This is a genomic window from Streptomyces sp. NPDC002467 (assembly GCF_042889825.1).
GTDB lineage: Bacteria > Actinomycetota > Actinomycetes > Streptomycetales > Streptomycetaceae > Streptomyces.
Window position 1 is genome coordinate 289,457 of sequence record NZ_JBIARJ010000003.1, and the last position, 23,711, is coordinate 313,167.

Annotated in this window: 26 protein-coding genes and 1 pseudogene; 13 read left to right on the plus strand and 14 right to left on the minus strand. The window is 70.8% G+C overall.

The features are described 5' to 3' along the window. Positions 1–58: 58 nt before the first annotated feature. Positions 59–649 carry a DUF4291 domain-containing protein gene (locus ACFYYJ_RS07775; RefSeq protein ID WP_389129635.1) on the plus strand — a complete coding sequence of 197 codons (591 nt, stop codon included), beginning with the start codon at positions 59–61 and terminating at the stop codon, positions 647–649. Between the two features lie 212 nt (positions 650–861). Further along, on the plus strand, positions 862–1,716 hold the full coding sequence (locus tag ACFYYJ_RS07780; protein WP_389129637.1) for a C40 family peptidase: 855 nt from the start codon (positions 862–864) through the stop codon (positions 1,714–1,716). Between the two features lie 127 nt (positions 1,717–1,843). Here the strand turns inward: ACFYYJ_RS07780 and ACFYYJ_RS07785 are convergent, their stop codons facing one another. Continuing rightward, on the minus strand, positions 1,844–2,305 hold the full coding sequence (locus tag ACFYYJ_RS07785; protein WP_389129640.1) for a hemerythrin domain-containing protein: 462 nt from the start codon (positions 2,303–2,305) through the stop codon (positions 1,844–1,846). Positions 2,306–2,551: 246 nt separating this feature from the next. Beyond that, positions 2,552–2,779 carry a hypothetical protein gene (locus ACFYYJ_RS07790; protein WP_389129642.1) on the minus strand — a complete coding sequence of 76 codons (228 nt, stop codon included), beginning with the start codon at positions 2,777–2,779 and terminating at the stop codon, positions 2,552–2,554. Between the two features lie 389 nt (positions 2,780–3,168). Between ACFYYJ_RS07790 and ACFYYJ_RS07795 the strand changes: the two genes are divergently transcribed. After that, on the plus strand, positions 3,169–3,870 hold the full coding sequence (locus tag ACFYYJ_RS07795; protein WP_389129644.1) for a DUF4232 domain-containing protein: 702 nt from the start codon (positions 3,169–3,171) through the stop codon (positions 3,868–3,870). Between the two features lie 36 nt (positions 3,871–3,906). Here the strand turns inward: ACFYYJ_RS07795 and ACFYYJ_RS07800 are convergent, their stop codons facing one another. Continuing rightward, positions 3,907–4,758, minus strand: coding sequence for a LysR family transcriptional regulator (locus ACFYYJ_RS07800; protein WP_389129647.1), 852 nt, complete (start codon positions 4,756–4,758; stop codon positions 3,907–3,909). Between the two features lie 81 nt (positions 4,759–4,839). On the opposite strand from ACFYYJ_RS07800, the gene ACFYYJ_RS07805 reads away from it, so the two are divergent. The 3 genes from ACFYYJ_RS07805 to ACFYYJ_RS07815 all read left to right on the plus strand — a co-directional run bounded on the left by ACFYYJ_RS07805 (position 4,840) and on the right by ACFYYJ_RS07815 (position 7,021). Next, the gene (locus ACFYYJ_RS07805; RefSeq protein ID WP_385359905.1) at positions 4,840–5,340 is read left to right on the plus strand and encodes a cupin domain-containing protein; all 501 of its coding nucleotides are present in this window, start codon (positions 4,840–4,842) and stop codon (positions 5,338–5,340) included. Continuing rightward, positions 5,337–5,696, plus strand: coding sequence for a DoxX family protein (locus tag ACFYYJ_RS07810; RefSeq protein WP_389129650.1), 360 nt, complete (start codon positions 5,337–5,339; stop codon positions 5,694–5,696). The genes ACFYYJ_RS07805 and ACFYYJ_RS07810 overlap by 4 nt, the downstream gene beginning before the upstream one ends. A 191-nt stretch (positions 5,697–5,887) precedes the next feature. After that, on the plus strand, positions 5,888–7,021 hold the full coding sequence (locus ACFYYJ_RS07815) for an FAD-dependent oxidoreductase (RefSeq protein WP_389129653.1): 1,134 nt from the start codon (positions 5,888–5,890) through the stop codon (positions 7,019–7,021). Between the two features lie 154 nt (positions 7,022–7,175). Here the strand turns inward: ACFYYJ_RS07815 and ACFYYJ_RS07820 are convergent, their stop codons facing one another. Further along, on the minus strand, positions 7,176–7,652 hold the full coding sequence (locus tag ACFYYJ_RS07820) for a hypothetical protein (RefSeq protein WP_385359958.1): 477 nt from the start codon (positions 7,650–7,652) through the stop codon (positions 7,176–7,178). A 154-nt stretch (positions 7,653–7,806) separates the two neighbouring features. Next, positions 7,807–8,169 (minus strand): hypothetical protein, encoded by a 363-nt coding sequence (locus ACFYYJ_RS07825; protein WP_389129656.1) that lies wholly within the window; start codon positions 8,167–8,169, stop codon positions 7,807–7,809. Here ACFYYJ_RS07825 and ACFYYJ_RS07830 point away from each other — a divergent pair. After that, positions 8,159–8,485: pseudogene (locus tag ACFYYJ_RS07830) on the plus strand (helix-turn-helix transcriptional regulator); the annotation flags it as partial. The gene ACFYYJ_RS07825 and the pseudogene ACFYYJ_RS07830 sit on opposite strands and share 11 nt — an antisense overlap. A 55-nt stretch (positions 8,486–8,540) precedes the next feature. Then, positions 8,541–9,278 carry a VOC family protein gene (locus ACFYYJ_RS07835; RefSeq protein WP_389129659.1) on the plus strand — a complete coding sequence of 246 codons (738 nt, stop codon included), beginning with the start codon at positions 8,541–8,543 and terminating at the stop codon, positions 9,276–9,278. Between the two features lie 102 nt (positions 9,279–9,380). On the opposite strand, the gene ACFYYJ_RS07840 is transcribed toward ACFYYJ_RS07835, so the two are convergent. The 3 genes from ACFYYJ_RS07840 to ACFYYJ_RS07850 form a co-directional block, all read right to left on the minus strand. After that, positions 9,381–10,550 (minus strand): aminotransferase class V-fold PLP-dependent enzyme, encoded by a 1,170-nt coding sequence (locus tag ACFYYJ_RS07840; RefSeq protein WP_385359919.1) that lies wholly within the window; start codon positions 10,548–10,550, stop codon positions 9,381–9,383. Positions 10,551–10,713: 163 nt separating this feature from the next. Next, positions 10,714–11,379: a hypothetical protein gene (locus ACFYYJ_RS07845; RefSeq protein ID WP_389129662.1), complete on the minus strand. Its 666-nt coding sequence runs from the start codon at positions 11,377–11,379 to the stop codon at positions 10,714–10,716. 80 nt (positions 11,380–11,459) lie between these two features. Next, the gene (locus ACFYYJ_RS07850) at positions 11,460–12,008 is read right to left on the minus strand and encodes a hypothetical protein (protein ID WP_389129665.1); all 549 of its coding nucleotides are present in this window, start codon (positions 12,006–12,008) and stop codon (positions 11,460–11,462) included. Positions 12,009–12,361: 353 nt separating this feature from the next. On the opposite strand from ACFYYJ_RS07850, the gene ACFYYJ_RS07855 reads away from it, so the two are divergent. Next, positions 12,362–13,468: a substrate-binding domain-containing protein gene (locus ACFYYJ_RS07855; RefSeq protein WP_389129668.1), complete on the plus strand. Its 1,107-nt coding sequence runs from the start codon at positions 12,362–12,364 to the stop codon at positions 13,466–13,468. A 23-nt stretch (positions 13,469–13,491) separates the two neighbouring features. Here ACFYYJ_RS07855 and ACFYYJ_RS07860 read toward each other — a convergent pair whose 3' ends face one another. From ACFYYJ_RS07860 to ACFYYJ_RS07875, 4 genes are all read right to left on the minus strand, one after another. Then, positions 13,492–15,555, minus strand: a complete 2,064-nt coding sequence (locus ACFYYJ_RS07860) for an ABC transporter ATP-binding protein (RefSeq protein WP_389129671.1) — start codon at positions 15,553–15,555, stop codon at positions 13,492–13,494. Between the two features lie 547 nt (positions 15,556–16,102). Then, positions 16,103–16,708, minus strand: a complete 606-nt coding sequence (locus tag ACFYYJ_RS07865; RefSeq protein ID WP_385359929.1) for a TetR/AcrR family transcriptional regulator — start codon at positions 16,706–16,708, stop codon at positions 16,103–16,105. 68 nt (positions 16,709–16,776) lie between these two features. After that, positions 16,777–17,667 carry an SDR family NAD(P)-dependent oxidoreductase gene (locus tag ACFYYJ_RS07870; RefSeq protein WP_389129674.1) on the minus strand — a complete coding sequence of 297 codons (891 nt, stop codon included), beginning with the start codon at positions 17,665–17,667 and terminating at the stop codon, positions 16,777–16,779. A gap of 151 nt (positions 17,668–17,818) precedes the next feature. Further along, positions 17,819–18,373, minus strand: a complete 555-nt coding sequence (locus ACFYYJ_RS07875) for a DM13 domain-containing protein (protein WP_389129676.1) — start codon at positions 18,371–18,373, stop codon at positions 17,819–17,821. Between the two features lie 193 nt (positions 18,374–18,566). Here ACFYYJ_RS07875 and ACFYYJ_RS07880 point away from each other — a divergent pair, with 193 nt between their 5' ends. Beyond that, a complete protein-coding gene (locus tag ACFYYJ_RS07880) occupies positions 18,567–19,142 on the plus strand; it encodes a DUF6817 domain-containing protein (protein WP_385359935.1) in 576 nt (191 codons plus the stop codon). Between the two features lie 153 nt (positions 19,143–19,295). Continuing rightward, entirely contained in the window at positions 19,296–20,342 is a 1,047-nt protein-coding gene (locus tag ACFYYJ_RS07885; RefSeq protein WP_389129678.1) for a S66 peptidase family protein, read from the plus strand. A gap of 55 nt (positions 20,343–20,397) precedes the next feature. On the opposite strand, the gene ACFYYJ_RS07890 is transcribed toward ACFYYJ_RS07885, so the two are convergent. After that, positions 20,398–20,979: a hypothetical protein gene (locus tag ACFYYJ_RS07890; RefSeq protein WP_389129681.1), complete on the minus strand. Its 582-nt coding sequence runs from the start codon at positions 20,977–20,979 to the stop codon at positions 20,398–20,400. Between the two features lie 174 nt (positions 20,980–21,153). Here ACFYYJ_RS07890 and ACFYYJ_RS07895 point away from each other — a divergent pair, with 174 nt between their 5' ends. Then, positions 21,154–21,678, plus strand: coding sequence for a DUF4240 domain-containing protein (locus tag ACFYYJ_RS07895; protein WP_389129684.1), 525 nt, complete (start codon positions 21,154–21,156; stop codon positions 21,676–21,678). A 201-nt stretch (positions 21,679–21,879) separates the two neighbouring features. On the opposite strand, the gene ACFYYJ_RS07900 is transcribed toward ACFYYJ_RS07895, so the two are convergent. Beyond that, positions 21,880–22,758, minus strand: coding sequence for an EamA family transporter (locus ACFYYJ_RS07900; RefSeq protein WP_389129687.1), 879 nt, complete (start codon positions 22,756–22,758; stop codon positions 21,880–21,882). 52 nt (positions 22,759–22,810) lie between these two features. On the opposite strand from ACFYYJ_RS07900, the gene ACFYYJ_RS07905 reads away from it, so the two are divergent. After that, positions 22,811–23,677 (plus strand): MurR/RpiR family transcriptional regulator, encoded by an 867-nt coding sequence (locus tag ACFYYJ_RS07905; RefSeq protein WP_385359944.1) that lies wholly within the window; start codon positions 22,811–22,813, stop codon positions 23,675–23,677. Positions 23,678–23,711: the final 34 nt, after the last annotated feature.

Below are 23,711 nucleotides of genomic sequence, written 5' to 3' on the forward strand. Positions count from 1 at the left end.
CTCCGCACCGGGGAAATCGGTTCGCGATGCGAGCGGAGCGGGTGGCAGGGTGCGGCGCATGGCTCCCCAGTACGAGATCCGCGCCGACTACGACGCCCACACGGTCGTGCTCTACCAGGCGTACCCACCCGCCATCGCCGACGCCGCCCTGCGCGAGGGTCGCTTCGTCGCGCCGTTCTCGTTCCACAGGATGACGTGGATCAAGCCCTCGTTCCTGTGGCTGATGCACCGCAGCAACTGGGCCCGCAAAGCCGGTCAAGAGCGTGTTCTGGCCGTGCGGATGACCCGTCGGGGTTGGGAGGAAGCCCTGTCGCAGGCGGTGCTCACGACCGGCGACCCCGCTGCCGTGGCGCGAGCCGCCGTGCACGTCCAGTGGGACCCGGAACGCTCGCTGCGCGGAGCGGCACTGAACCACTACAGCATCCAGGTCGGCATCGGCCGCGGCCTGATCCGGACATTCGCCGAGGACTGGACCGTCGGCCTCACCGACCTCACACCCCGGGTCCGCAAGGCGGCGGCGCTGATCAAGGCAGGGCATGCGGCCAAGGCCCAGCGGCTGTTGCCCGCGGAGCGGGTGTACCCGATGCCGGGGCGACTGGAACGGGCCCTTGCCGACGAGGGGCGCGGCGCCGCCGTCCCGGGCCACTGAGCGGTGTGGTGACGGGCTTTCAAAACACCTGGTGAGAAGGGGTTTCCCGGGGGTTTCCCGTTTCCCGTCGGTTTGGGCGACTCGCGCCTCCTCGACGTGGAGGGGTGACGGGGCGCAGTCTCGGAGTGCCCGGCGGTCGGCCGGTGCGAACACGACGAACGCTGCGAACGCGACGACCCGCGGGAGACCGCGACGGAAACGGGGGAACGGACATGGCGATGCGGAGAACGGCGGGGGCGGCAGTGACGGCGGTGGCCCTTCTGGCCGTGGGGGCGGGAACGTGCCTCACCCCGGCCTCCGCGGCACCCGCACCGAAGGCGGCGGGGTCGTGCGACGTGCTCGCCCCCGGCGCTTCCGCGGTGGCGGAGCGGGCGGTACGGGCCGCGTGCGAACAGATCGGCGTCTGGTACACCTGGGGCGGCGGTCACGGGCCGCAGCCGGGGCCGACGTACGGTCAGGTCGACCCGAGCGACCCGGACAGCGCGCACGACCCGGAGAGGCTCGGCTTCGACTGCTCGGGGCTGGTCCGGTACGCCTATGCCCGCGCCGCCGGCGGCGACCCGCTGGCCGGCAACGCGTACCACCAGTTCAACTCGCCGCAGGTGCAGCAGCGGTTCGCGGCCGCCGAGGGAACCGCGCCGCTGCTGCCGGGGGACCTCCTGGCCTGGGGTTCGGGGGGTTCGATCCACCACATCGCGATCTACCTGGGCGCGGGGAAGATGGTCGAGGCCCGGGAATCGGGCACCCGGATCATGGTCAGCGACGTGCGGTTGGGCGGGGACTACGCGGGAGCGGTCCGCATCGCCGCGGCACCGGCCTCCGGTACGTTCAGCACGTGGGGTACCGATGTGTGGACCCACACGGAACCGTCCACCGGGAGCCCGAGGGTGCACAGGTTCCCCGGCCCGACCACGGTGCGCATCGATTGCCAGAAGCACGCCGAGTCCGTGACGGCGGAGGGCTACACGAACGACGCCTGGTCCTACCTGCCCGAGTACGGGGCGTGGATCACCAACATCTACATCAAGGGCCCCGCCTGGCTGGACGGCGTACGCACCTGCCCCTGAACGCCACCGCAGCACGCAACCATCGCACCACCGCACCACCGCACTCCTGATCCCACCGACCGCCCACAGGACACCGGGTACGCGTCGACGCCGCCGCAGGCGGCGGCGGTGGTACCGGGGGCGCGGCTCAGCCGATCGGTCCGAAGACCTCGGTGCGGTCGAAGTCGGCGTTCATGCCGTCCAGCACCGGCCCGAGTTGCTTCTCCTCGTACTTGAAGTGGGTCTCCATGACCGCCTCGATGCCGTCGAGGTGGAGGTGTGCCACCTCCGGGTCGGTGGAGTCGGCCACCGCCTTCCGCAGTGCGCCGATGAGGTGCTCGATCACGTTGTGGTCCTGCGTCAGTTTCGCGACCACCGGCGCGAGTTCGGGTCGTGCCCGCAGCAATTCCGGGAACAGGGAACCGTCCTCGGCCCGGTGGTGGCCGGAGAGGGCCGTGCAGAACCCGTGGCAGAACAACAGCAGGTCCGTGGCGGCGTCGGCCGGGTCGCCGCCGTCCAGTCTTGCCCGCGCCAAAGCCAGCGCGTTGCGCAGTTTGCCGTGGACCTGCCGCAGTTCCCCGCTCCAGGCGGTGGCGCGATCAGGCAGCACGATCGCCCTCCCGCCGCGGTCGGGGGCCGGGGAATCGTTCCCCGGTCGGGTGGAGCCTGATCTTCTGGGAAATGGGGGAGGGAATGGCCGCAGCCACCTTCCGGTACGACGCCTCCATGCCTGACGATCCATTCGCCACCGGCACGCGACGCTGCGCGGAAGTATATGCGCGCCGTGATCACACCACCCACGACCGATCATTTCGGGGCATGCGCGACCGGACGCGCCGCAGCGGGCCGTCCGGGCTCAGAGCACGCCCACCAGCACGATGACCAGGGCGGGCAGTGCGATGAAGACGGTGCCGAGGTAGACCGCGAGGACCCACCGGCGTTCGGAGGCGACGTGGGCGAGGGTCTCGGCGCAGAACAGCGGTACGGGGCGCAGGAACGGGATCACGTAGATCACGACGATCGCGAAGAGGTTGTAGATCAGATGGACGAAGGCCGCCTGAAGAGCCCTTGACGAGGGGTGCACGTGGCCGAATGCCGGGTGGCTCCCGCGTCCCGGAACCCCTCCGTCCCGGAACCCCTCCGTCCCGGAACCCCTCCGTCCCGGAACCCCTCCGCCCCGGAACCCCTCCGCCCCGGAACCCCTCCGCCCCGGAACCCCTCCGCCCCGGAACCCCTCCGTCCTGGCCCGTCTCGTCCCGCCGCGTCCTGTCCCGTTCCGCTCCGCGCCACGGCCTCACTCAGAGCCACCAGGAGGCGGCTTTGCGTTCTTCGAGTGATCACCGGCAGAGCCCGTACGTCATGGTTGGGTGACAGGAGTGCCACAACGCCGCAGCACGGGAACTCGGGCGGGCCTCGGTGCCGTGTCCGCACGTGCCGGTGCGGAGCCGGCGGCGAGACACCGAGGAGCATCCCATGCAGTACCACTCAACAGGCCTCCGCCGCTCGGCGGCCGCGCTCGTCGTGGCGGCGGCCGCCACCGTCCTGATGACGGGCTGCGGCCCGACCGACGACGGGGCCGCGGGCACGTCGCCGTCCACCCCGGCCGGTTCCGTGCCGGCCGCGCCCACGCCCACGGGCGGTTCCTCGACCGGTGGTGGGGGCGCTTCCTCCGCCGGCGGCTCGGGCGGGACCGCGCCCACCCCCTCGGCTGCCACCCCGGGCGGCGGTACGAAGCCCTGCACCGCCGACGAGGTCAAGGTCTCCGATGCCCAGCAGGCCGCCGTGCGACCGCCCGGCACCGGGACCGGCGCGGCGGTCCTCTCGGTCACCAACACCTCGAAGCACGCCTGCACGATCACCGGATACCCGACGGTGGCCGGTGCGGGCAACGGCTCACCCGAGAAGAACCTGCCGCTCGCCACCACCCACAGCGGTACGGCGTCGACGGTGACGCTGGCTCCCGGAGCCCGCGCGTGGACGAAGCTGACCTTCGTCAACGTCCAGGGCGAGGCCGACGGATACTGCGTCTCGGGGGCCACTCCGGCCGTCTTCCCGACGCTCGTCATCGGTGTGCCCGGCGCGGGCTCGCACCAGATCGCCATGACCGACGGCTCCTTCGCCGAGTGCGACAACAAGGCGACGGTCACCGCCTTCGCCACCACCAAGCCGTCCTGACCGGAAGCACGGGGGGGTGTGGGGCCGGCCCGGTGCTCACTGGCGGTAGGCGGTGGTCGCGGTCTCGATGAAGGACCGGATCAACGGGTTGGTGTCGCCCTCGTTCCAAGCCGCCACCACTCGGCTCGGCGGCATGTCGATCAGCGGCACCACGGCCAGCTCCGCCGGGAGGTCGTGCCCGAGCGGGGCCAGGCCCACCGTGCCGTTCCACAGCACCGCCTGGAGACATTCCTGGACGGCACGCACCACCGGGCCCTCGCGCGGCTCGCCACCGTTCCAGTACGCCTGCCAGACGGGGTCGGTGCCCTGCGGGAACTGGAACCAGCGGCGGTCGCTCAGCTCGGCCAGGCGCAGGCCCTCGCGGTGGGCCAGCGGATCGTCGGCGCGCAGGACCACGCCGACCGGGTCCGCCCGCAGGACACGGACCGCCAGGGCGGTTTCGTCGAACGGCGCCCGCGTCAGCGCGACGTCGACCAGTCCGGCCCGCAGCCCGCAGGTGGGGTCGGTCAGGTCGGTGTCGCGGATCCGGATGTCGACGCCCGGGTGGCTACGCCGGTAGGCGGCGGCCAGCCTGGACACTCCCGGGTCGGTGCCGTCGCCCAGGATGCCGATGGTGAGCGTCGCGGTGCCGGCCGCCGCGCTCACGCGTACCCGGACGCGGTCGGCATGGTCGAGCAGGGCCCGCGCCTCGTCGAGCAGCACCGTACCCACCGGAGTGAGCGTGACGCCGGTGGGCGAGCGGGTGAAGAGCAGGGCCCCGACCTCGGCTTCCAACCGCTTGACCGCCCGGCTCAGCGGCGGCTGACTCATGTGCAGTCGGGTGGCGGCCCGGCCGAAGTGGAGTTCCTCGGCGACCGCGACGAAATAGCGCAAGGTACGTAGCTCCACGCTGCAACGATACCCACCGGGTATCGGCACCGTGGAACGGGTCTTGGACACCTGAGCGGCTCGGGCGGTGCACTGGTGCGCATGACCGAAGAAGCACGCAACAGCGAGCACGGAGAGCCGCGGACCGGGCCGGCCCTGTCGGTGGTGGGTCCCGGCGAGGGCGAGACGATCGTCCTGGGCACCACGCGGATGCGCGTCCTGGAGGACGGCAGCCACACCGGGCACCGCCTCGCGATCGCCGAGTCCGTCCTCGCCCCCCACACCCAGGGACCGCCCCAGCACCGCCACGGCCTGCACGACGAGGGCTTCTACGTCCTCTCCGGCACGGTCCGGTTCACCGTGGGGGACCAGGAGCACGACGCGACCACGGGCACGCTCGTGATGGTTCCGCCCGGCACCCCGCACACCTTCGCCAACCCGACCGACCAGCCCGCAGTCATCCTCAGCACCTTCACGCCGGACCTGTACGTGCAGTACTTCCGAGACCTCCAGGAGGTGCTCGCCGGCGGCCGGCCGCTGACACCACAGGCCAACATCGAGGCGATGAGCCGCTACGCGACCGAGCCCGCCACCGACCGATGAACATCGCCTATTGGATCGTCGCGGGAATGCTCGCGCTCTTCTACTTCTACGCGGGAACCCTGAAGGTGATCCGCGGCAGAGACGAACTCCGACCGATGATGGCCTGGGTCGACCGCGTACCCCTGCCCGCGCTCAGGGCGCTGGGAGCGGTCGAAATACTCGGTGCGACCGGCCTGGTACTGCCACCGCTGACCGGCATCGCTCCCTCGCTCGCGCCGGCCGCGGCCATCGGCTTCGTAATCCTGCAAATCGGCGCGATCTCCGTCCACTTGAGCGGCGGAGACCGCCGGATCGCACTCAACGCCGTACTCACCGTGGCCGCGGCCGTCACCATCTGGACGGCAATCCGGCTCTGAACCGCGTGAGCACGATCGCCCCGGATGTCGGGCCGCACCCCGTTTCCGAGCAGATGTCGGGACCGACACGTGGTGTCGGTCATCCATCGGCGGCTGCGATCCGATGTCGGTGGCTTGTCGGAGAGCTCCTGCAATGTTCCAGGAACGGCCGACCTGAACTCCATCAACGGCCCTGATTTTCAGGAGTAAGCATGCACATGCCCGTCACGATCATCGGCGCCGGACTCGGCGGACTCACTCTGGCCCGTGTCCTGCACGTCCACGGAATCCCGGCCACCGTCTACGAGGCGGATTCCTCCCCGACGGTGCGCACGCAGGGCGGATTGCTCGACATCCACGACCACGACGGACAGCTCGCCCTCGAGGCGGCAGGCCTGATGGACGAGTTCCAGGCCATCGTCCTCGAAGGCCGCCAGGCGATGCGGGTCCTCGACCAGGACGGGACCGTCCTGTTCGACCAGCCCGACGACGGTACGGGCGGCCGCCCCGAGGTGCACCGCGGCGAGTTACGGCGGATCCTGCTTGACTCGCTCCCGGCCGGCACCGTCCGATGGGGGCACAAGGTCGCAGGCACCCGCACCGTCGGCCCGGGCCGTCACGAGGTGACGTTCGCCGACGGCGGCGCAATCGTCACCGGCCTGCTGGTCGGCGCGGACGGCGCCTGGTCACGGGTACGGCCGCTGCTCTCCACCGCCACGCCCGAGTACGTCGGCACGTCCTTCGTCGAGACGTACCTGTTCCACGCCGACTCCCGCCACGCGGCGGCCGCGAAAGCGGTCGGTGGCGGGATGCTGATCGCGCCCGCCCCGGGCAGGGAGATCTTCGCGCACCGGGAGAGCGGCGACACCCTGCACGCCTACATCGCGCTGAGCAGGCCGCGGGACTGGTTCGCGGCCATCGACTTCACCGATGCCGCCGCGGCCACCGCACGGATCGCGGCCGAGTTCGACGGCTGGGCGCCGGAACTCACCGCGCTGATCACCGACAGCGACACACCCCCGGTCCTGCGCCCCCACTACGCACTGCCGAGCGGGCACCGGTGGGACCGGGTGCCGGGCGTCACCCTGCTCGGCGACGCCGCCCACCTCCAGCCCCCGAACGGCGAAGGCGCCAACCTGGCCATGTACGACGGCGCCGAACTCGGCAGTGCCCTCGCCGCGCACCCCGACGACGTCGAAGCCGCGCTCACCGAGTACGAGCAGGCCATGTTCCCCCGCAGCGCCGAGCCCGTCACCTTCGAAGGGGGAGAGGTCCCGGGGATCGACTCCGAACACAACACGGCCCAGGGCCTGATCGACATGATGGCGGAGAAGGACCGTCAATGAGCCGAAGCCGTCGGCGGACGCCCCCTGTTCTCCACCCGGGCCGTGTGCCGAAAGCGGATCTCGGACTGTAGATGGTCATGGGTCATGGGTCATGGGTCATGGGTCGGGGCGACCTCTCGTCGCTGCCATCGGCGAGTCGCTGTGCCCCCGGCCGTCATACGACGGGATCCACGTTCCAGGTCTCCGGTAGATCGCTGCCGCAGAAGACGCAGACGAAGTCGTCCTCGCGCACGATGTTGTGCTCCTGGCAGTCGGGGCACCGCCGGAACACCACCTCGTGGGTGAAGCCGGAGGGCCGCCCGAGTTCTACGTCGTCCAGAGCGCGAGCGACTGCCGACCAAGAGGTGACGTCCGGGCAGTATCCGGTGGACTGGTTGCTGACCTCGCCCACGGTCCACCGGTCTGTCTCCCGCGTGAAGCTGATCTCGCCGGCACTCAGAACCGTGTCCCCGCCGGCGCAGGCCACGTGCTCGCTTCGCCGCGGCGCCAGCCGAAGCACACCATCCGTGCCGACCACGAAGGTGAACGGTTCGGTCAGCTCTGTTGCCGATCGCTCAGCGATCCAGCCGTCGAAGTCGGCCGCCGAGCCGATCGCGCACCCGCTGCTTCCAGGCCGGACCGCAGCCTTCAGTTCAACCGGTCCGACATATCTGTAACTCTGCCCCCGCGCAGTCACGCCAGCCAACCCGAAGCACCTGCGACACACACCCTGGGGCCGTCAGCGCGGCTCGTTTCGGTCATCACTTGATCATTCCACAGGGGACTGTCGCTGCCGGCCGGGACGGTCAGTCCCGGTGTGCTCGCAGAGTGTCCTTGGTCAGGAGAGTGCGGTCGGACCAGCAGAGCCGGTAGAGGTCGACCCGGTCCAGCAGGTCCCTGCCGGATCGGTAGAACTCGCAGGTCGCACCCCGTGGCTGGGGTGCGGAGTGGGCGTGGTCGGGCGGGTACGGGTAGGCGTGGGGCGCGTCGCCGCCGAGCCCCAGGAGAACGCTCGGCAGCGCCCACAGCAGTGAGACGAGCACCGACAGCGTGCCGGCCGGGTGCCGCGCGGCGAACGCCACATCGACGGTGAGCACGGCCACGAGGGCTTGGTAGACCCCGATCGCGACGATCTGACCGGCCGTCGTCCCGACGCCGGAACTCCTCAACGGTGTACGGGCGGTCGGCGCCGGCGGCGCCTATCTCTCCCCCCGGGTGGCCGGCCGGGTCATCGCCGGAATGCGTGCCCACCGCACCGCACACCCCCACCGCTCCCTGGACCGCCTCACGCCACGGGAGCGCGACGTCCTGGCAGCGCTCGCCACAGGACTGTCCAACGCGGAGATGGCGGACCGACCGCACCTCGTCGAGGGCACCGTCAAAGCCCACGTCAGCGCCGTCCTGACCGAACTGGGCGTCCGCAATCGAGTGGAGGCGGCCGTCGCCGCCCACGAGGCGGGCCTGACGCCGCCGCGCCGCGCTTGACCGAGTGTCCGATCGCGGTGGCCCGGGCACGGTCGCGGCTCCTAGGATCTGCGGCATGGCAACGCGACTCGTGCAGATCAACATGAAGGCCCAGGACGACTCCGCGCTCGGTCGGTTCTGGGCGGAGGCACTCGGTTGGGGTGTCGACAGTGAGGGACCCGGAGTGACCAACCTCGAACCCGTCGGCTTCACCTACCCCGACCCCGTGGCCGTCTGCATCGACATCGTCGCCGACCCGGAACCCAAAAAGGTGAAGAACCGGGTGCACCTCGATCTGGCCACCAGTTCGACGGCCCATCAGGAGGAGTTGGTCGCACGCCTGAAGGGTCTGGGCGCCACCCTCGCCGACGTGGGTCAGGGCGACGTCCCCTGGACGGTCATGGCCGACCCGGAGGGCAACGAGTTCTGTGTCCTGGAGCCCCGCCCGATCTACCGGGACACCGGACCGATCGCCGCGGTGGTGGTCGACTGCGCCGACCCGCGAGGGATGGCCCGGTTCTGGGGCCAGGCGATGGACTGGACGCTTCACGAGGTCACCGACGACCAGGCCACCATGCGCTCCGCCCAAGGCGTCGGCCCCTACCTGGAGTTCGTGCGCGCCCCCGACACCAAGAGCGGGTGGAACCGCGTCCATCTCGACGTCCGCCCCTACTCCGGTGACGACATGGAAGCAGAGGAAGCCCGACTGCGCGCCCTGGGCGCCACCGACCCCGGCATCGACCAGTCCGCGATCTCCTGGACGATTCTGGTCGACCCCGAAGGCAACGAGTTCTGCCTCCTCACCCCCCGCTGACCCCGGCACCTCGTGACCGTCGGAAAGGGCCGTCGAGATACGCCCCGACAGCGTCGACAGCTCCGACAGCCCCGATCGGCCCGTGAAGGTGTGGCGCGGAGCCTAGGGTGTGGGTGGGCGGTCGAGGGTGGTGTCCAGGCCGTGGAAGAGCCGGTCGATGTCGTGGGCGGTGGTGTGGAGGTGGGGGCTGATCCGTAGTGCGTTGCCGCGGGCTCCGACGAACACGCCGGCTTCTTCCAGTGCGCGGGCGGTGGCCTGCTGGAGGTCGGCGGGGACGGTGATGCCGAGCATGTGCGGTCCGTGAGGGGCGGGGACGGTCAGCCCGCGTTGGTGGGCGTGCCGTGCGATGAGGGTCGTGGTGTCCTTCAGCGTCGCGGAGATGCGGGGGACGGTCCAGGTGGTGAGTTGACGCAGGGCGGCCAGGGCCATGGGGGTCAGCTCGAAAGCGGTGCGCGCCCCGGCGTCGAAACGCCGCGCCCCGCCCTGGTAGGCGGTGCGGTAGTCGACGAGGCGGGCGAAGTCCTGCGCGTCCTGACGCAGGATCCAGTTCTCCTCCAGCGGCCGCCCGTCCTGGCGGGCGGGAGCGACGTAGAGGTAGCCCAGACCGAAGGGTCCCAGCAGCCACTTGTAGCCGACGGTGACCAGGAAGTCCGGACGCAGCACCGCCACGTCCAGCGGGACCGCGCCGGCGGACTGGCTCGCGTCGACGACCAGCGCCGCACCCGCGGCACGCGCGGCCGGGGCGATGCGGTCCAGCTCCAGCCATGTCCCGTCGGTCCAGTGCACCTGCGGCACCGACACCACGGCCACCGTCTCGTCGAGGACGTCCAGCACCGCCTCGGTCCAGCTCTGGCCGGCCTCGCGCCGCACGGTCAGCATGCTCGCGCCGGTGCGTTCGGTGAAGCGCCACCAGGTGTAGATCCCCGACGGGTACTCGTCCGCGAGGACCAGCACCCGGCTGCCGGGCGCCGCGTCCAGGTTGGCGGCGGCCACCGCCATCCCGTAACTGGTGGCCGGTACCAGCGCGATGTCGTCCGCGCCCGCCCCGATCAGCCCGGCGAACAGCACCCGCCGCTCCTCGGCCGCATCGAACCAGTCGCCGGCCCGGATCCGCCAGGGCTGCGCCCGCCATTGCAGTGCCGCACCGCCCGCGCTCAGGCCGGCACGGAGGGTGGGAGCCAGGCCGGCGGTGTTGAAGTAGGCGATGTCGTCGGGAACGTCGAACAGCGCACGGGCCGGCGCGAGGGGGCCCGCGGGATGGGGTGCCGACATGAGGAAGCCTTCCGGTGAGGGGCGCCGCAGAGCTCCGGCCGACGGGGACCGCGGGCAGATGGCCGTTGCCGTCAGCATGTCCCGATACGGGGCGGCCGCGGGGGAGTGACGCGCTCGGGGATGGCGGGCCCTGCTGCCCCGCGGTCTTCGCGCACCGGACGGTTCACCGCCTCGTCGGCCGCCGTGGCCTTCTGCGTCGCTTCTCGTACGCCTCTCGGATCCCGCCCGCCAGCCCCAGGAGCGTCGCCGTTCCGACCGCGACCTCGGCCGCGGTGCGCAGGCCCCAGCCGTGGACGTCCCCGGCGGCCCGCGGGGACACCTTGCCCTGCGGGTCGTGCACCACCGCCAGGGACTCGCCCTCCTCGGCGAGCCGCGAGGGGGTGTCCAGGTGCTCCGGGCCGCCTGCGGGGCAGTCAAGGCGGTGGTCGTACGAGGTCCGGGTCGTCGAGGTCCAGTGACCCTCGGCGTCCATGGAGGAATCCGTCTCGGTGTGCTGGGTGACCTTCAGTACGACGCAGCTGATCTCGACGCCCCGGTCCTCAAGCACGCTGTGCCCCACGGACGCGAGCGCGAGGATGGCGCCGAGGCCGGCGGGGAGGGCGGACAGCGCGATGACCGAGGCCCCGCGCCGCGAGGCGAGGGCCGCGTGCCAGCCGAGCAGGACCAGGGGGAGCAACAGCCCGCCGAGGATCAACTCCCAGGTGGCCAGTGACCCGTACGCCGACTCCCAGGCCACCGCGAACGCCAGGGCCGCCGCCAGCGGCGGCGCGGCCAGTGCCGTCGCGGTGCGTGCCAGTCCGCGTATCCAACCTCCGTGCCGGCGCGCCATGCCCGCCCCCCCGTGCCTCGTACCGTGTCCTTCCAGGTAACCGCGACGGCGCGGGGCGCGTAAAGGGCGCGGGCGTGGAGTCAGGGCTTCATGTGGCTTTCCGGGTCCGGACGGTGGCCTCCGTACGAGGCAATCAGCTTGTCGGCAACGGTGGTTGCGTCCGCGTCGGCCGCGTCGGCCGGGTATTCGGGCAGGAGGTCGTCCCAGACGGGCAGCCACGACCCGTACAACTGGGCCTGTCCCTCGGGCCGGGCGAAGAACCACACGTGCAGGTGCGCCGCCCCGTCCCCGATGCGGTAGACGTGGGCTCGGCTGATGTGGGGCAGCGCCTGCACGTGGCGGACGATGTGAGTGGTGAGCACGCCCAGCTCGGCGGCCAGATCGTCGGGCAGGTCGGCCATGTCGTAGTGGTCGCGGGGGTAGAGCATCAGAACCAGCGGCACGCCGACGCCCGGTATGCGGGCCAGTCGCCAGCGTTCGTCGAGCCAGATGCCTTCGTCGCGGGAGCGGCACTCGTCGCAGTCCGCCGGGTCTTCCCCGTGCCGCGGCGCCTCCGGGAGAACGGGCGGGCGGAGCGCGGAGACGCGTAGGCCTTCGGCCTCGAAGGGGCTGACGTCCCATCCGGTCATCCGTGCCAACGGAAGCCGAAGCTCCTCATCCGCAGCCGCACGTGCGTGGTCGTAGAACTCATCGGGTCGCAAGGCCATGATCGCAAGATTAACCGCGCCGAGGGGAGGTGGCGGGCCGATTTACGGCTGCCGTCCCGGTCGGCGGCGTGTCGCCCCTTAAGTTCACGAATTGAAGTGAACCTCGCCGAGCTGTCATCAGGAAATGCCCGCATAGATGAAGTTTGTGGGCAAAAAGGGCCTGGCGGAACGTTGTGATCTCGTTAAGAATTCACTCCTTGACGGTGGTGTCAGCGCCGAGTTGACTTCGCCTACCTCGGCCGGACGGACACGGCCTCGTCAGGGAGGTTTACGAAGTGAACACACATCTGGGGCGGGCCGCCGCTGCCGTCGCCGCCTGCGCGGCCACCGTCTCGCTCGCCGCGTGCGGCGGCGCGGACGAAAGCGACGGGACACCCGGAAGATCGGCCAAGGGCGACACGATCAAAGTCGGTCTCCTGCTTCCCGAGGACGAGACCGCGCGCTACGAGAAGTTCGACAAGCCGCTCATCGAAAAGGAGGTCCGCAAATTCAGCCGGGGCAAGGGCGAAGTGCTCTACGCCAATGCCAAGCAGGATCCGGCCGTTCAGAGCGCGCAGGTCGAGGCGATGATCGTCAAGAAGGTCAACGTCCTGATCATCGACCCGGTGGACTCCAAGGCCATCGCCGGTTCGGTCAAGAAGGCCAAGGACGCCGGCATCCCGGTCGTCGCCTACGACCGCCTGGCCGAGGGCCCGATCGACGCCTACACCTCCTTCGACAACCGCGACATCGGCACGATTCAGGGCAAGGCGCTGCTGGAGGCGCTGGGCGACAAGGCCAAGTCCGGCCAGATCGTGATGATGAACGGCTCGGTCACCGACCCGAACGCGCGGCAGTTCAAGCAGAGCGCGCACTCCGCCCTCGATGGCGAGGTGAACATCGGCAAGGAGTACGACACGGCCGACTGGAAGCCGGAGAACGCCACCGCCAACATGACGGCCGCGATCTCGGCGCTGGGCAAGGGCAGGATCGCGGGCGTGTACTCGGCCAACGACGGCCTGGCGGGCGGCATCATCGCCGCCCTGAAGGCCGCCGGCGTGTCCCCGCTGCCGCCGGTGACCGGTCAGGACGCCGAACTCGCCGCCGTGCAGCGGATCGTCACGGGCGAACAACTCATGACCGTGTACAAGCCGTACGCCCCCGAAGCCGCGGCCGCGGCGGAGTTGGCCGTCGCCCTCGCCGAGGGCGAGAAGATCGACGGCATCATCAACCAGGTCGTCGACAGTCCGACCACCAAGCGGGTGCCGTCGGTCCTCGTCCCCGGCATCGAGCTGAACCGAAGGAACATCAAGACCACCGTGATCCAGGACGAGATCTACACGGTCGCCGAGATCTGCACCGACAGGCTGAAGGCCGCGTGCGAGGAGGCCGACCTGAAGTAGCGGCGCGCCCCTGGGCGCGGCCGTTACGCGTGGTCCTCGGCCCGTACGACGTCGTGGTCGCCGGCGGGCTGGGCCGGGACCGTGACATCGAAGGCCGCGGCTTGGAGCACGTAGGCGTCGCGGAAGTCCCCGGTGCCCGTCGCGTCGTCCATCAGCTCCTCGAAGGTGCCCGACTCCGCGACCCGGCCGTCCTTGAGGACGTGGATCAGGTCGGCGTGGCGCACGGAATGCAGGCGGTGCGTGATGAGCACGATCGTCTGGCCCGTGGTCGCGGCCAAGGCCCTGATCTGGTCGAAGACCCGTTGTTCGGCGACCGCGTCCAAGGCGCTGGTGGGCTCGTCCACGATCAGGATCTCCGCCTGGCGGTACTTGGCCCGCGCGATGCCGATGCGCTGCCACTGGCCACCCGAGATCTGGTGCCCACCGCGGTAGCCGCGCGCCAGCAGCGTGCCGAGCCCGCGCGGCAGATCCGCGAGGACCCGGTCGGCTCCTGAGAACGCGGAAGCGGCCTCGACGGCGCCGTCGTCGATGGCCTGACCGGGCTGGCCGATGCCGACGTTCACCCGGTACGTGAACGGCCACTGGTAGAAGTCCTGCGACATCAGCGCGACCCGGGCGAAGACCTGGTCGCGGTCGGCGGCACGGGCGTCGACGTCGTCCCACCAGATCGTCCCGCCGGCCTCGTCGGGCAGGTACAGCCCTGACAGCAGCTTGACCAGCGTGGACTTGCCCGAGCCGTTCTCGCCCACCAGCGCCACGATCTTCCCGGTCGGGAAGGTCAGACTGACCTCGCGCAGGGTCGGCTCCGGCATCGTGCCGTCGCTGCCGGGGTAGGTGAAGGTGACCTTGTCGAACCGGACCTCCCGCAGCCGCTCGGGCAGCGGCTGCCCACCCGTGGGGATCGCCCGCCGCTCCGCTTCCCGGCACAGCCGCTCGAAGTCGGCGACGAACAGGCTCTCCTGGTGGAGCTCGGTGATCTGCAGCACGAGCGTGTCCAGGCTGGAGGCGCCGCTGCGGATGGCGAGGACGGCCGTGCCCGCGACGGCGAGATCCATGGCCCCGCCCCACAGCAGCAGCCCGAGCGCCCCGTAGGTGAGCAGGGTGGCCATGCCGCCCGCGCCGTCGGCCACGAGGCCGACCCGCGCGGCCCGGCGGGCCAGCCGGGTCTGCTCGCGTTCGCTGGTCTCGGCCATGGTCCGGAAGTGGCCCAGCAGGAACGGGCCGACGCCGTGCACGCGGACTTCCGCGGCCGCCTCCTTCTGGGTCAGCAACTGGCCGAGCAGGTGTCCGGCCCGGGCGTGCTGCACGAACGCGTGAAAGGAGATGTACCTCTGGCGGGAGATCGTGAGCGAACTCCACGCGCTCGGCAGCGTCATCAGCGCGAGCAGCGGCAGCAGCACCGGGTGCAGGACGGTCAGCACCCCGGCCGCGGCGATCAACGACACGGCCGCGTTGAGGGTGTTGGTGCAGTAGCGGATCATCCGCCGGGCGGAGTCCGCCCCGTACCGGGCAGCGTCCAGGAGCCGGTGGAACTCGTCGTCCTCGATCGCCGAGAGCTCCGTACGGTGCACCAGCCCCAGGTACTGCTCCGTGGCCACCCGCTGCACCTTCGGCTCCAACGCGCCCGTGGCGGCCGTCGACGCGGAACGCAGCAGGGACCCGACGAACGCGGTGACCGCCACGAGCACGAGGGCGGGCACCGCCCGGGTGAGGCGGTCGTTGGTGCTGCCGCCGGCGAGGACGTGACCGAGCACGCCGTTGACGGCGACCAGGCCGACCGCCTGGACGATGCCGCGACCGACCTCGGAGGCCAGGACCACACGCAGCGCGCGGGCATCGGCCAGGTGCGCGAGCCGCACGCCCATCCTCACCAGGTGGGGTAACTCCTTGGCCATCTTCCAGAGCCCGAGCTTCAGCCACGCGCCTTCGTGCTGTTCCCAGCCGATGTCGTAGGCGAGTTCGCCGCCGAAGAGGAGCCGCTCGGACTCCGACACACCGGCGGTGCCGGACCCGGCCGTGGTGGACTCGGGGTGTTCGGTCGTAGTGGGGGCAGCAGGGGCTTCGGGGTGGTTCGGCAGCGGATCCAAGAGGTCCTCCGGATGGGTACACGGCTGGTACTGGTGCTCCAGGAACGGCTCCCGATCGGGCGAGTCACGGCCGGATCGGGGGCGGATCGAGGGCGGATCGGGGGCGGGGCGAGATCACCATCGCCGGAGTCCCGGCCGTCGTCGGCAACGCGACCGTGATGTCGGTCGCCCGGTGGCGAAGTCCGGCCATGCAGTGTGGCGTTCAAGTCGTGTCCGGCTCAAGCAATTTCAGTGCCTTCCCTCCACCCCCACCCCACATGTCAGACTCGCTGATGCTCCGCCACACGTGATCGGCAACAGCGCCGCTCTGGGCCGACGGAGCCCGGGCGGGCGTTGACGGCTCGTGGGAGGGGAACGGTGGCGGTTCAGGGATCCCTGCTCAAGACGTACGGGGACCGGTCGTACCGGCACGTGACGATGGCCCGGCACCAAGGGACGACGATCGCCTTCGCGATGGACGCGTCCCGTCGGATCGTCTACTCGGTGCTGGAGGCCTGGCGACCGGGGGCTGGTGGATCACGGGCCAGACCCTCTTCGCCGACGGCGGCTACACCACCCGCCGAGTCTCCGGGCGGCGCCGCTGTGGCGTGGTCCGCAGGCCTTCGAGGAGTGCGGCCAGGTAGCGGTGGGCGGTGGCGATCCGGTCTTCGGAGGTGCCGCTGTGGACGTCCACGGCGTGGGCGATCCCGCACATGAGCGGGACCAGATCACCGGAGGTCAGGTCGGCGCGGACGACGCCGCCCTCCTTGGCCCGGTCGAGGAGGGCGGCGCCGACCGACCACAGGGACTGCTTGAGTTCCGTGGTGCGGGGCAAGGCGTCCACTGCCGCGGCGGTGACCGGGGCCAGCGAGGCGTCCGTCACCTGCGCCTCGACGGTGCGGGTGAGGAGTCCCTCCAGCGCCGGCCAGGGGTCGCTGCCGGCCAGCGCCTGCTCGCCGTGGGCGACCAAGGCCTCCAGGGAGGGCGTCGCGACGGTCTCCAGCAGTGCCTCGGGCGTGGCGAAGTGCCGGTAGACGGTGCCCACACCGAGTCCGGTACGCCGGGCCACGTCGTTGAGCTGCACCGGCGTGCCCTCGTCGACCAGTGTGCGGGCGACGGCGACGATCCGGTCCCAGTTGCGGGCCGCGTCCTTGCGCAGGGGGGTCGTCGTCATGGGCACATCCTAATCGGATAGCCCATCCGGGGGCCCCGGTCGAGGCCCCTGTCGTACGCGCGGGCAGGTCAGGCGGCCGTAAGGGGCGCGTGCCGTTCGCTGAGTCGGCGCACGCCCGCGGTCACCCGGGGATCGGTCGCGGCGCGGTGCGGGGTCGCCGGGCGTGCCCGGGCATCGATGAGGAGGCCGGTGCGGCCGGTCAGGGCGTCGTCGGTGGCCGCCGTGATCGAGGGTCTGGCCGCCAGGGACGCCGGGCCGGAGGTCGAGCGTCGGAACGTACGGCGCACCAGTGGCCACAGCAGCCGCAGCGCGGGGGAGACGATCCTCGGGTCGGACATGGTGCCGTTGGTCATGTCGGTCGCGGCGCCTCCGGGGTCGGCGGCGAAGACCGACACGCCCGTACCGTCCAGCCGCTTCGCCAGGTCGAGCGTGTAGGCGAGGTTGGCGAGCTTGGCGCGGCCGTACCAGTGGAAGCCGTAGTAGCCGCCGGGCGGCTCGACGGCGTCGAACGCCCTCTTCGCGACTCCGACAGCGCCCGAGGTGACGTTCACGACCCGGCTCGGAGCGCCGGCCGTCAGCGTGGGAAGGAGCAGTTCGGTCAACAGGTAGGGCGAGAGGTGGTTGACGACGAAGGACGCCTCGACGCCGTCCAGGTCCTGCCGGTCGGAGAACATCGCCCCGACGTTGTTGACCAGTACGGTCAGTGGCGTTCCCGCGGCGGCGTGGTCGGCGGACAGCCGGCCGGCCAGCGCGCGCACCTCCTGGAGGGATGCGAGGTCGGCGGCCAGGAACCGGGCGGCGCGCGCGGGGTTCGCCGCGTTGATCCGTTCGACCGCCCGCGCGCCGCGGTCGGGGTCGCGTCCGATCACGGTGACCGCGTACCCGGCCGCAGCCAGGCCCAGCGCCGTCTCCAAGCCGATGCCGGCCGTGCCGGCCGTGACGACGGCTGTCTTCCTCATGGGCTCGTCCACTCTCGGTAGGCATACGGATAGGTCATCCGTTTGAGTGATCGTAACGCATGAGCGGATGATCTATCCGTTTCGAGCCGGGCAGGGCTGGGCTTGGCCGGGAGCTGCCCGGAGCGCCGGAGTCGTACGGGGTGAGCCGACTTCAGGTCGAGGTCAGAGCGGCCGCGCCGAAGGACACGTCGAAGCGGTCGCACCAGATGGTGACGCTGCTGTACTCGGAGAGCTTCACGTCCGCAGGGATCGGGTAGTTCTGGTCACCCTTGTTGCCCTTGAGCTTGCCGAGGCTGACGTGCTTGCCGTCGTCGAAGACCCGCCAGCCCGCCGTACCCTCCTTCACCGGGGCGTCGGCCAGCCACACCCGCAGGTCCGGCCCGTTGCTCGTGTCCAGCCCCTCCAGACGCAGGGTGTGCGAGCCGTCCGGGAGCCGGACGATCTTCACCGTGCCGGTGGTGGTGTGCTCGTGGCTGATCAGGCTTCCCTGGGCGACGGTGCGGGGCGCGGGCGGAGCCGGTGCGGGGGAGGCGGAACCCGCGCCGCCAGGCCTGCTCGGGGCCGAAGCGGGCAGCGCTTCGCTGACCGTCTCGTCCTGCCACAGTTTCCACGGTTCGAACCAGTAGAGCCCCACGGCCACCAGCACGGTTGCCACCGCGACCGCCACCAACGTCAGCGGCCTGCGCCGCCCGCCCTCACGTCCCACTTCGCGCTCCTTCGTCGTCGTTCACGACGCATTCAACGTCACGGTGACCATGGAGCCCAGAGCGGCACTGATGACGAAGTTCTTACGGCGGGACCGGACGGCCGGCACGGGAAGGCCGGACGCCGGCGCGGTCCCGGTGTCCGCATGTCGGTCCCGGCGGACGTGGTCACGGGGACATCGTCATGATGTGCACATGATGCGCAGCGACGACAAGAACAGCGACGACAAGACCACCGACTCTCCGGCGATTGCCCTGCTCAAGGAGTTGGGAGCCGAGACCACCAAGCACTCCGGCGGTACGCTGCTCGCCCATCTGCTGCGCGTCGAGGCGCTGCTCGCCGAGTGGGGCGGACGGCCCGCCCTGCAGACCGCGGCCCTGTGCCACGCCTTCTACGGTACGGACGGGCTGCCCTTGAGCCTCCTGGAACTCTCCGAGCGCGCCCGTCTCGCCGAGGCGATCGGTACGGAGGCGGAAGAGCTCGTGTACTTCTATGCCAGCTGCGACCGCAAGGCCTCCTACCCCAGCCTCGCCTCCCCGGACGAGGCGTCGGTGACCTTCCGGGACCGCTTCACCGGTGAGGAGTTCACCCCGACCCTGCAGCAGCGCCGCGACTTCGCCGAGCTGACGGTGGCCAACGAACTGGACCTGGCCAAGGTGAACGAGTCCTTCCGCGAACGCAACGGGGCGCACCTGCTCGAACTCTTCACGCGCTGGAGTCCGCTCCTGTCGGAGGGGACCCGCCGAGACGTGACCGCGGTACTCGGCTGAACCGTACCGAGGGCGAACTCGGACGACGGCAACGCCCGTTCGCCCTTCCTCGCCCTCGGCTTCGTCCTCCCCCGGCGCCGTGCCGCCGACCGAACGGGGAACCGTCTGAAATGAAGATGATCAGTCGTCGATCAGACCTCTAGCCTGACGGTCATGACCTCGCCCGCATATCCCCCGAAGCCCGCGCCCGGTGACCGCGTAGCGATCATCTCCCCTTCCTCCGGATTGCCCGAGCTGTTCCCCCTTCCGTACGAGCTGGGACTGAAGCGGCTGCGTGAGGACTTCGGCCTCGAACCGGTCGAGTACCCCTCCACCCGCACCATGGGATCCACCCCCAAGGAACGCGCCGACGACATCCACGCCGCGTTCGCCGATCCCTCGGTACGGGCGGTGATCGCCAGCATCGGCGGCGACGACCAGATCACCGTGCTCCCCTTGCTGGACCGTGAGCTGATCCGCGCCAATCCCAAGCCCTTCTTCGGAACGAGCGACAACACCAACCTGCTGGCCTTCCTGTACAACCTGGGCATCGTCTCCTACCACGGCGGCTGCCTGATGACCGAGCTCGGCCGCCCCCACGCACTCCACCCCATGACCGCCGACTCGGTACGCGCGGCGCTCTTCACTTCGGGCCCGTACGAACTCCGCCCCGCCACGCGCTACCGCGACACCGACCGGGACTGGGCCGACCCGGCCACCTTCGACAGGGAACCGGACTCGCAGCCGGCCCACGGCTGGATCTGGCACCAGCCCGACCGGATCGTCGAAGGCCGGGCGTGGGGCGGCAATCTGGAGATCCTGTCGTGGCTGCTGATGGCGGACCGCGAGATCGCACGCGACCCGGCCGTCTACGAGGGCGGCGTGCTGTTCCTGGAGACGTCGGAGGAACTGCCGAGCGGGGAGGAGGTCTTCCGGATCTTGCGCAACATGGGAGAGCGGGGACTGTTGGCCCGCTTCCCTGCCCTGTTGACGGGCCGCGCCAAAGCGTGGTCGTTCCAGCAGCCGAACACAGCGGCGGACAAACTGCGCTACGCCACCGAGCAGCGCGAAGCGGTACTGCGCGCACTGGCCGCGTACGCCCCGCACACCATGGCCGTGTTCGACGTCGACTTGGGCCACACCGATCCCCAACTGGTGATTCCCTACGGCGGAACGGTCACGGTGGACGGCCCCGCGCAGCGGATCACGGTGACGTACTGACGGCGATGCGCGTGCGGGGCAGCCGGCGTCGAGGCATCCGCCCTGGTGCGCGCGGTCAGCGTATGCGGACGGTGACCGCGGGGAGCGGTATGTCGGACAGGTTGAGCTGGAGCCCGGTCATGGTCAGGTACGTTTGCGAGTCGCTCAGGGTGTTGGACGGTGCCTGGCTCTGCCCGCGTGTGCTCACCAGTAGGTACCAGCCCCCGCGCTTGTAGCTGCGGGAGAGGTCGGCGGTGTCGCCGTTCGGGTTCGGGTTCAGGACCCAGCCCTGGCGCTCCAGGTCCGCGCAGATCGCCTTCATCTCGGACTGTGCGGCGGCCTTCTCCCGGATGGCCGTCCAGCCTGTCCTGTTCAGGTTGGACCCGGCCGGGACCGTCGACTTGCCCTGCTCCGCGTCGAGACCCGCCGCGCGCACCGCCGTCGCGATCGCTTCGTCCACCTCTTCCCGCGTGAGGGGCGGTGACGTGGGTTCGGGGTGCGGCGCCGGCGCGGATACGGACGGCGTGGACGCGGGCGCGCCCAGGTGCACGCGCCCGTCGTCTCCGATCTGAACCTGGTCCGGCATCACCACGGCGGCCAGACTCACGATCAAGGTCGCGGCCAGCCCGATCCACACCCTCTTCAGAAACGCGTTCAACGTTGAAACTCCCCCCGAATGATCATCAGAGGGGAGTCTCACACATCCCGTTCGACGCCCGGCAGCCATATTCCCTGGTGATCGCCCCCGGACCGCCCCGTCAGAGGGGCATGTGAGACTCCGGGCACCGAGGTACCGCGGCAGAGACGCAGCGATCACGCCGGGAACGAGTCGGTGTCTCCGCTGAACAGCGGCGTCGACCCCGGTCTGCCGGTGATGACCTGGGAGCGGTTCCGGCAACTCGTCGAGGTGCTCGGGGGTGAGGCCGGCATCGAGACCTGCCAAGGCTTCGAGGATGCCTGTCGCCGTCTGGCCGGGATCCTCTCGCGCGAGCCGGTGGGTCAGATCATCGGCTTCGGTGAGCGGCTCGCCGAAGCTCTCTACCGTCTGGACCAGGCGGCTTTCGGCACGCTCCCCGTCCTGGGGACGGAGGCTGCCGATGGTGCGCCATTTCCGCAGTCGGACGACGGTTTCCTGTACTCGCGTGCTGCCGTCGTGGCCGCCGGCCGCCAGGCGTACGAGAGCGTCTTCGACCGTCCCGAGCGGTTCGCTCCGTACACCGCACTGCGATGCGAGGAACTCCTCTACGTGCACGAGGAGGTGTTCGAGCAGGTGACCGGAACGGAGTGGGACCGTCTCACTCGCTACGACTACGAGACCTGCTCGAACGCCGACGGCTGGCCCGATCTCCGCAAGTGACCGCTGCCCAAGGGTGGTCTGGGCGCCCACTGGGTACTGTGCCCGCTCCACGTCCGACACAGGCGACGGAGAGGCTTCAGGACGAGACCCGCGATTCCCGCGATTCCGTCAGGTCGAGGGCAAGCACCTCCGGCGAGACCAGGGCGCAGGACGTCGGCTCGTCGGCAGTGACGTGGGGGAGTGCCGGGGCCCGCAGCGGCCTCACGCGCCGCCGGCGAACTGGAGCACCGCGATCCCCGCCAGGACGGTGACACTGGCGGTGATGCGCCGGTGGCCGAGGCGTTCGCGGAACACGACCGCGCCGATCAGGGCGCCGAAGACGATGCTGGTCTCCCGCAGGGCGGCGATGGTGGAGAGGTCGCCGCGGGACTGCGCCCATACGACGAGCCCGTACGCCAGGAGCGAGAGCAGTCCGCCGATCAGGCCACGGCCCCACAGCGGGCGCAGCGTGGTGAGCAGGGAGGGCCCCCGGCGGGCCCAGGCGAGGAGGGGGAGGACGAGCCCCTGGCAGAGGTAGAGCCAGGCGATGTAGCCGAAGACGGTTCCGGAGGCGCGGACGCCGTTGCCGTCGACGAGGGTGTACGAGGCGATCATCACGCCGGTGCCGAGCGCGGCGGCCAGCGCGGGCAGTTGGGCCCGGCCCGGGATTCCGTCGGCGAGGGCGAGACCGGCCAGGCCGCAGGAGATCACCGCGATGCCGAGGGCCTGCCCGGCGGGCAGGGAGTGGCCGAGGAGGGTGGTGGAGACCAGGGCCACCACGAGCGGAGAGGTGCCCCGGGCGGTGGGGTACATCTGGCCGAAGTCGCCGAGCTGGTAGGCGCGCAGGAGCAGGAGTTGGTACGCGACCTGAAGCGCGGCGGAGGCGGCTATGTACGGCCAGGCCGCCGGGTCGGGCAGCGGGGCCAGGCAGACGAGGACGGCCCCGCAGCCGGCGGAGGCGAGGCTGATGAGCGTGAAGCCGGCCAGTTTGTCGCGCAGCCCATGGGTGAGTCCGTTCCAGAGGGCGTGCAGCACCGCCGAGCCGAGGACGACGACGGGCACGGCGGCGGAGCCCGATATGGACGGCAGGCTGGCGGGCACGTTCGCTCCTCACGACAGGCTGTGGAATGAAATTCCCTGTTAGCATAACCATATGGAAATTCATTCCGTAGAGCACGGGCCGGTCGGATCGGGAGCCGGGCTCGCCGCGCACGTCCGGGCCCATCTGCCCGATCTGCGGGAGACCGAGGCGCGGGTGGCCCGGGTCGTCCTGGACAAGGGCGCCGAACTGGTGCACCTCAGCGTCAGCGACGTCGCGGCACTCGCGGGCACCGCGCCGTCGACGGTCGTACGGGCCTGCCAGAGACTGGGGTTCCGCGGGTACCAGGAGCTGAAGATCGCCGCCGCCCGGCAGGCACCCGCCCAGGAGCCCTCCGAGGACCGGGACCCGGCCGCCCGCGCCCTGGCCGACACGGTCCGTGCCGCCCGGGAAGCCCTGGACGGAGTGGCGGCCACGGTGACCCCGGAGCACCTGCGAACGGCGGCCGGACTGATCGACGCGGCCTCCCGCGTGCTGGTGGTCGGCGCGGGGCTGTCCGGCGCGGTCGTGCTGGACACCGCGTACCGGCTGCGCGCGCTGGGCTTCGTGGTCGACGCGCCGGCGGACCCCCTGACCGCGCAACTGGCCGCCTCGCAGCTGACGTCCGCCGATGCCTGCCTGGCCATCAGCCACACGGGCGCCACCCGCAGCACCGTGGACGCCGCCCGGGGTGCCCGGCGGGGCGGCGCCCGGGTCGTGGCCCTCACGAGCTACGCCCGCTCACCGCTGAGCGAGTCGAGCCACTGCACGCTGGTGGCGGGCGGCCAGGACCTGGTCTTCGGACTCGAAACGGTCGCCAGCCGACTGGCCCACCTCACCGTGATCGACGCCCTCACCCTCACGCTGCTGGAGCTCCGCGGGGCACCGGCCGAAGCGGCGCTGCGCCTGTCGGCGGACGTCACGGTCGACCATTCCTACTGACGGGGACCGCCCGGTACGGCGGGTCACGGGCGGG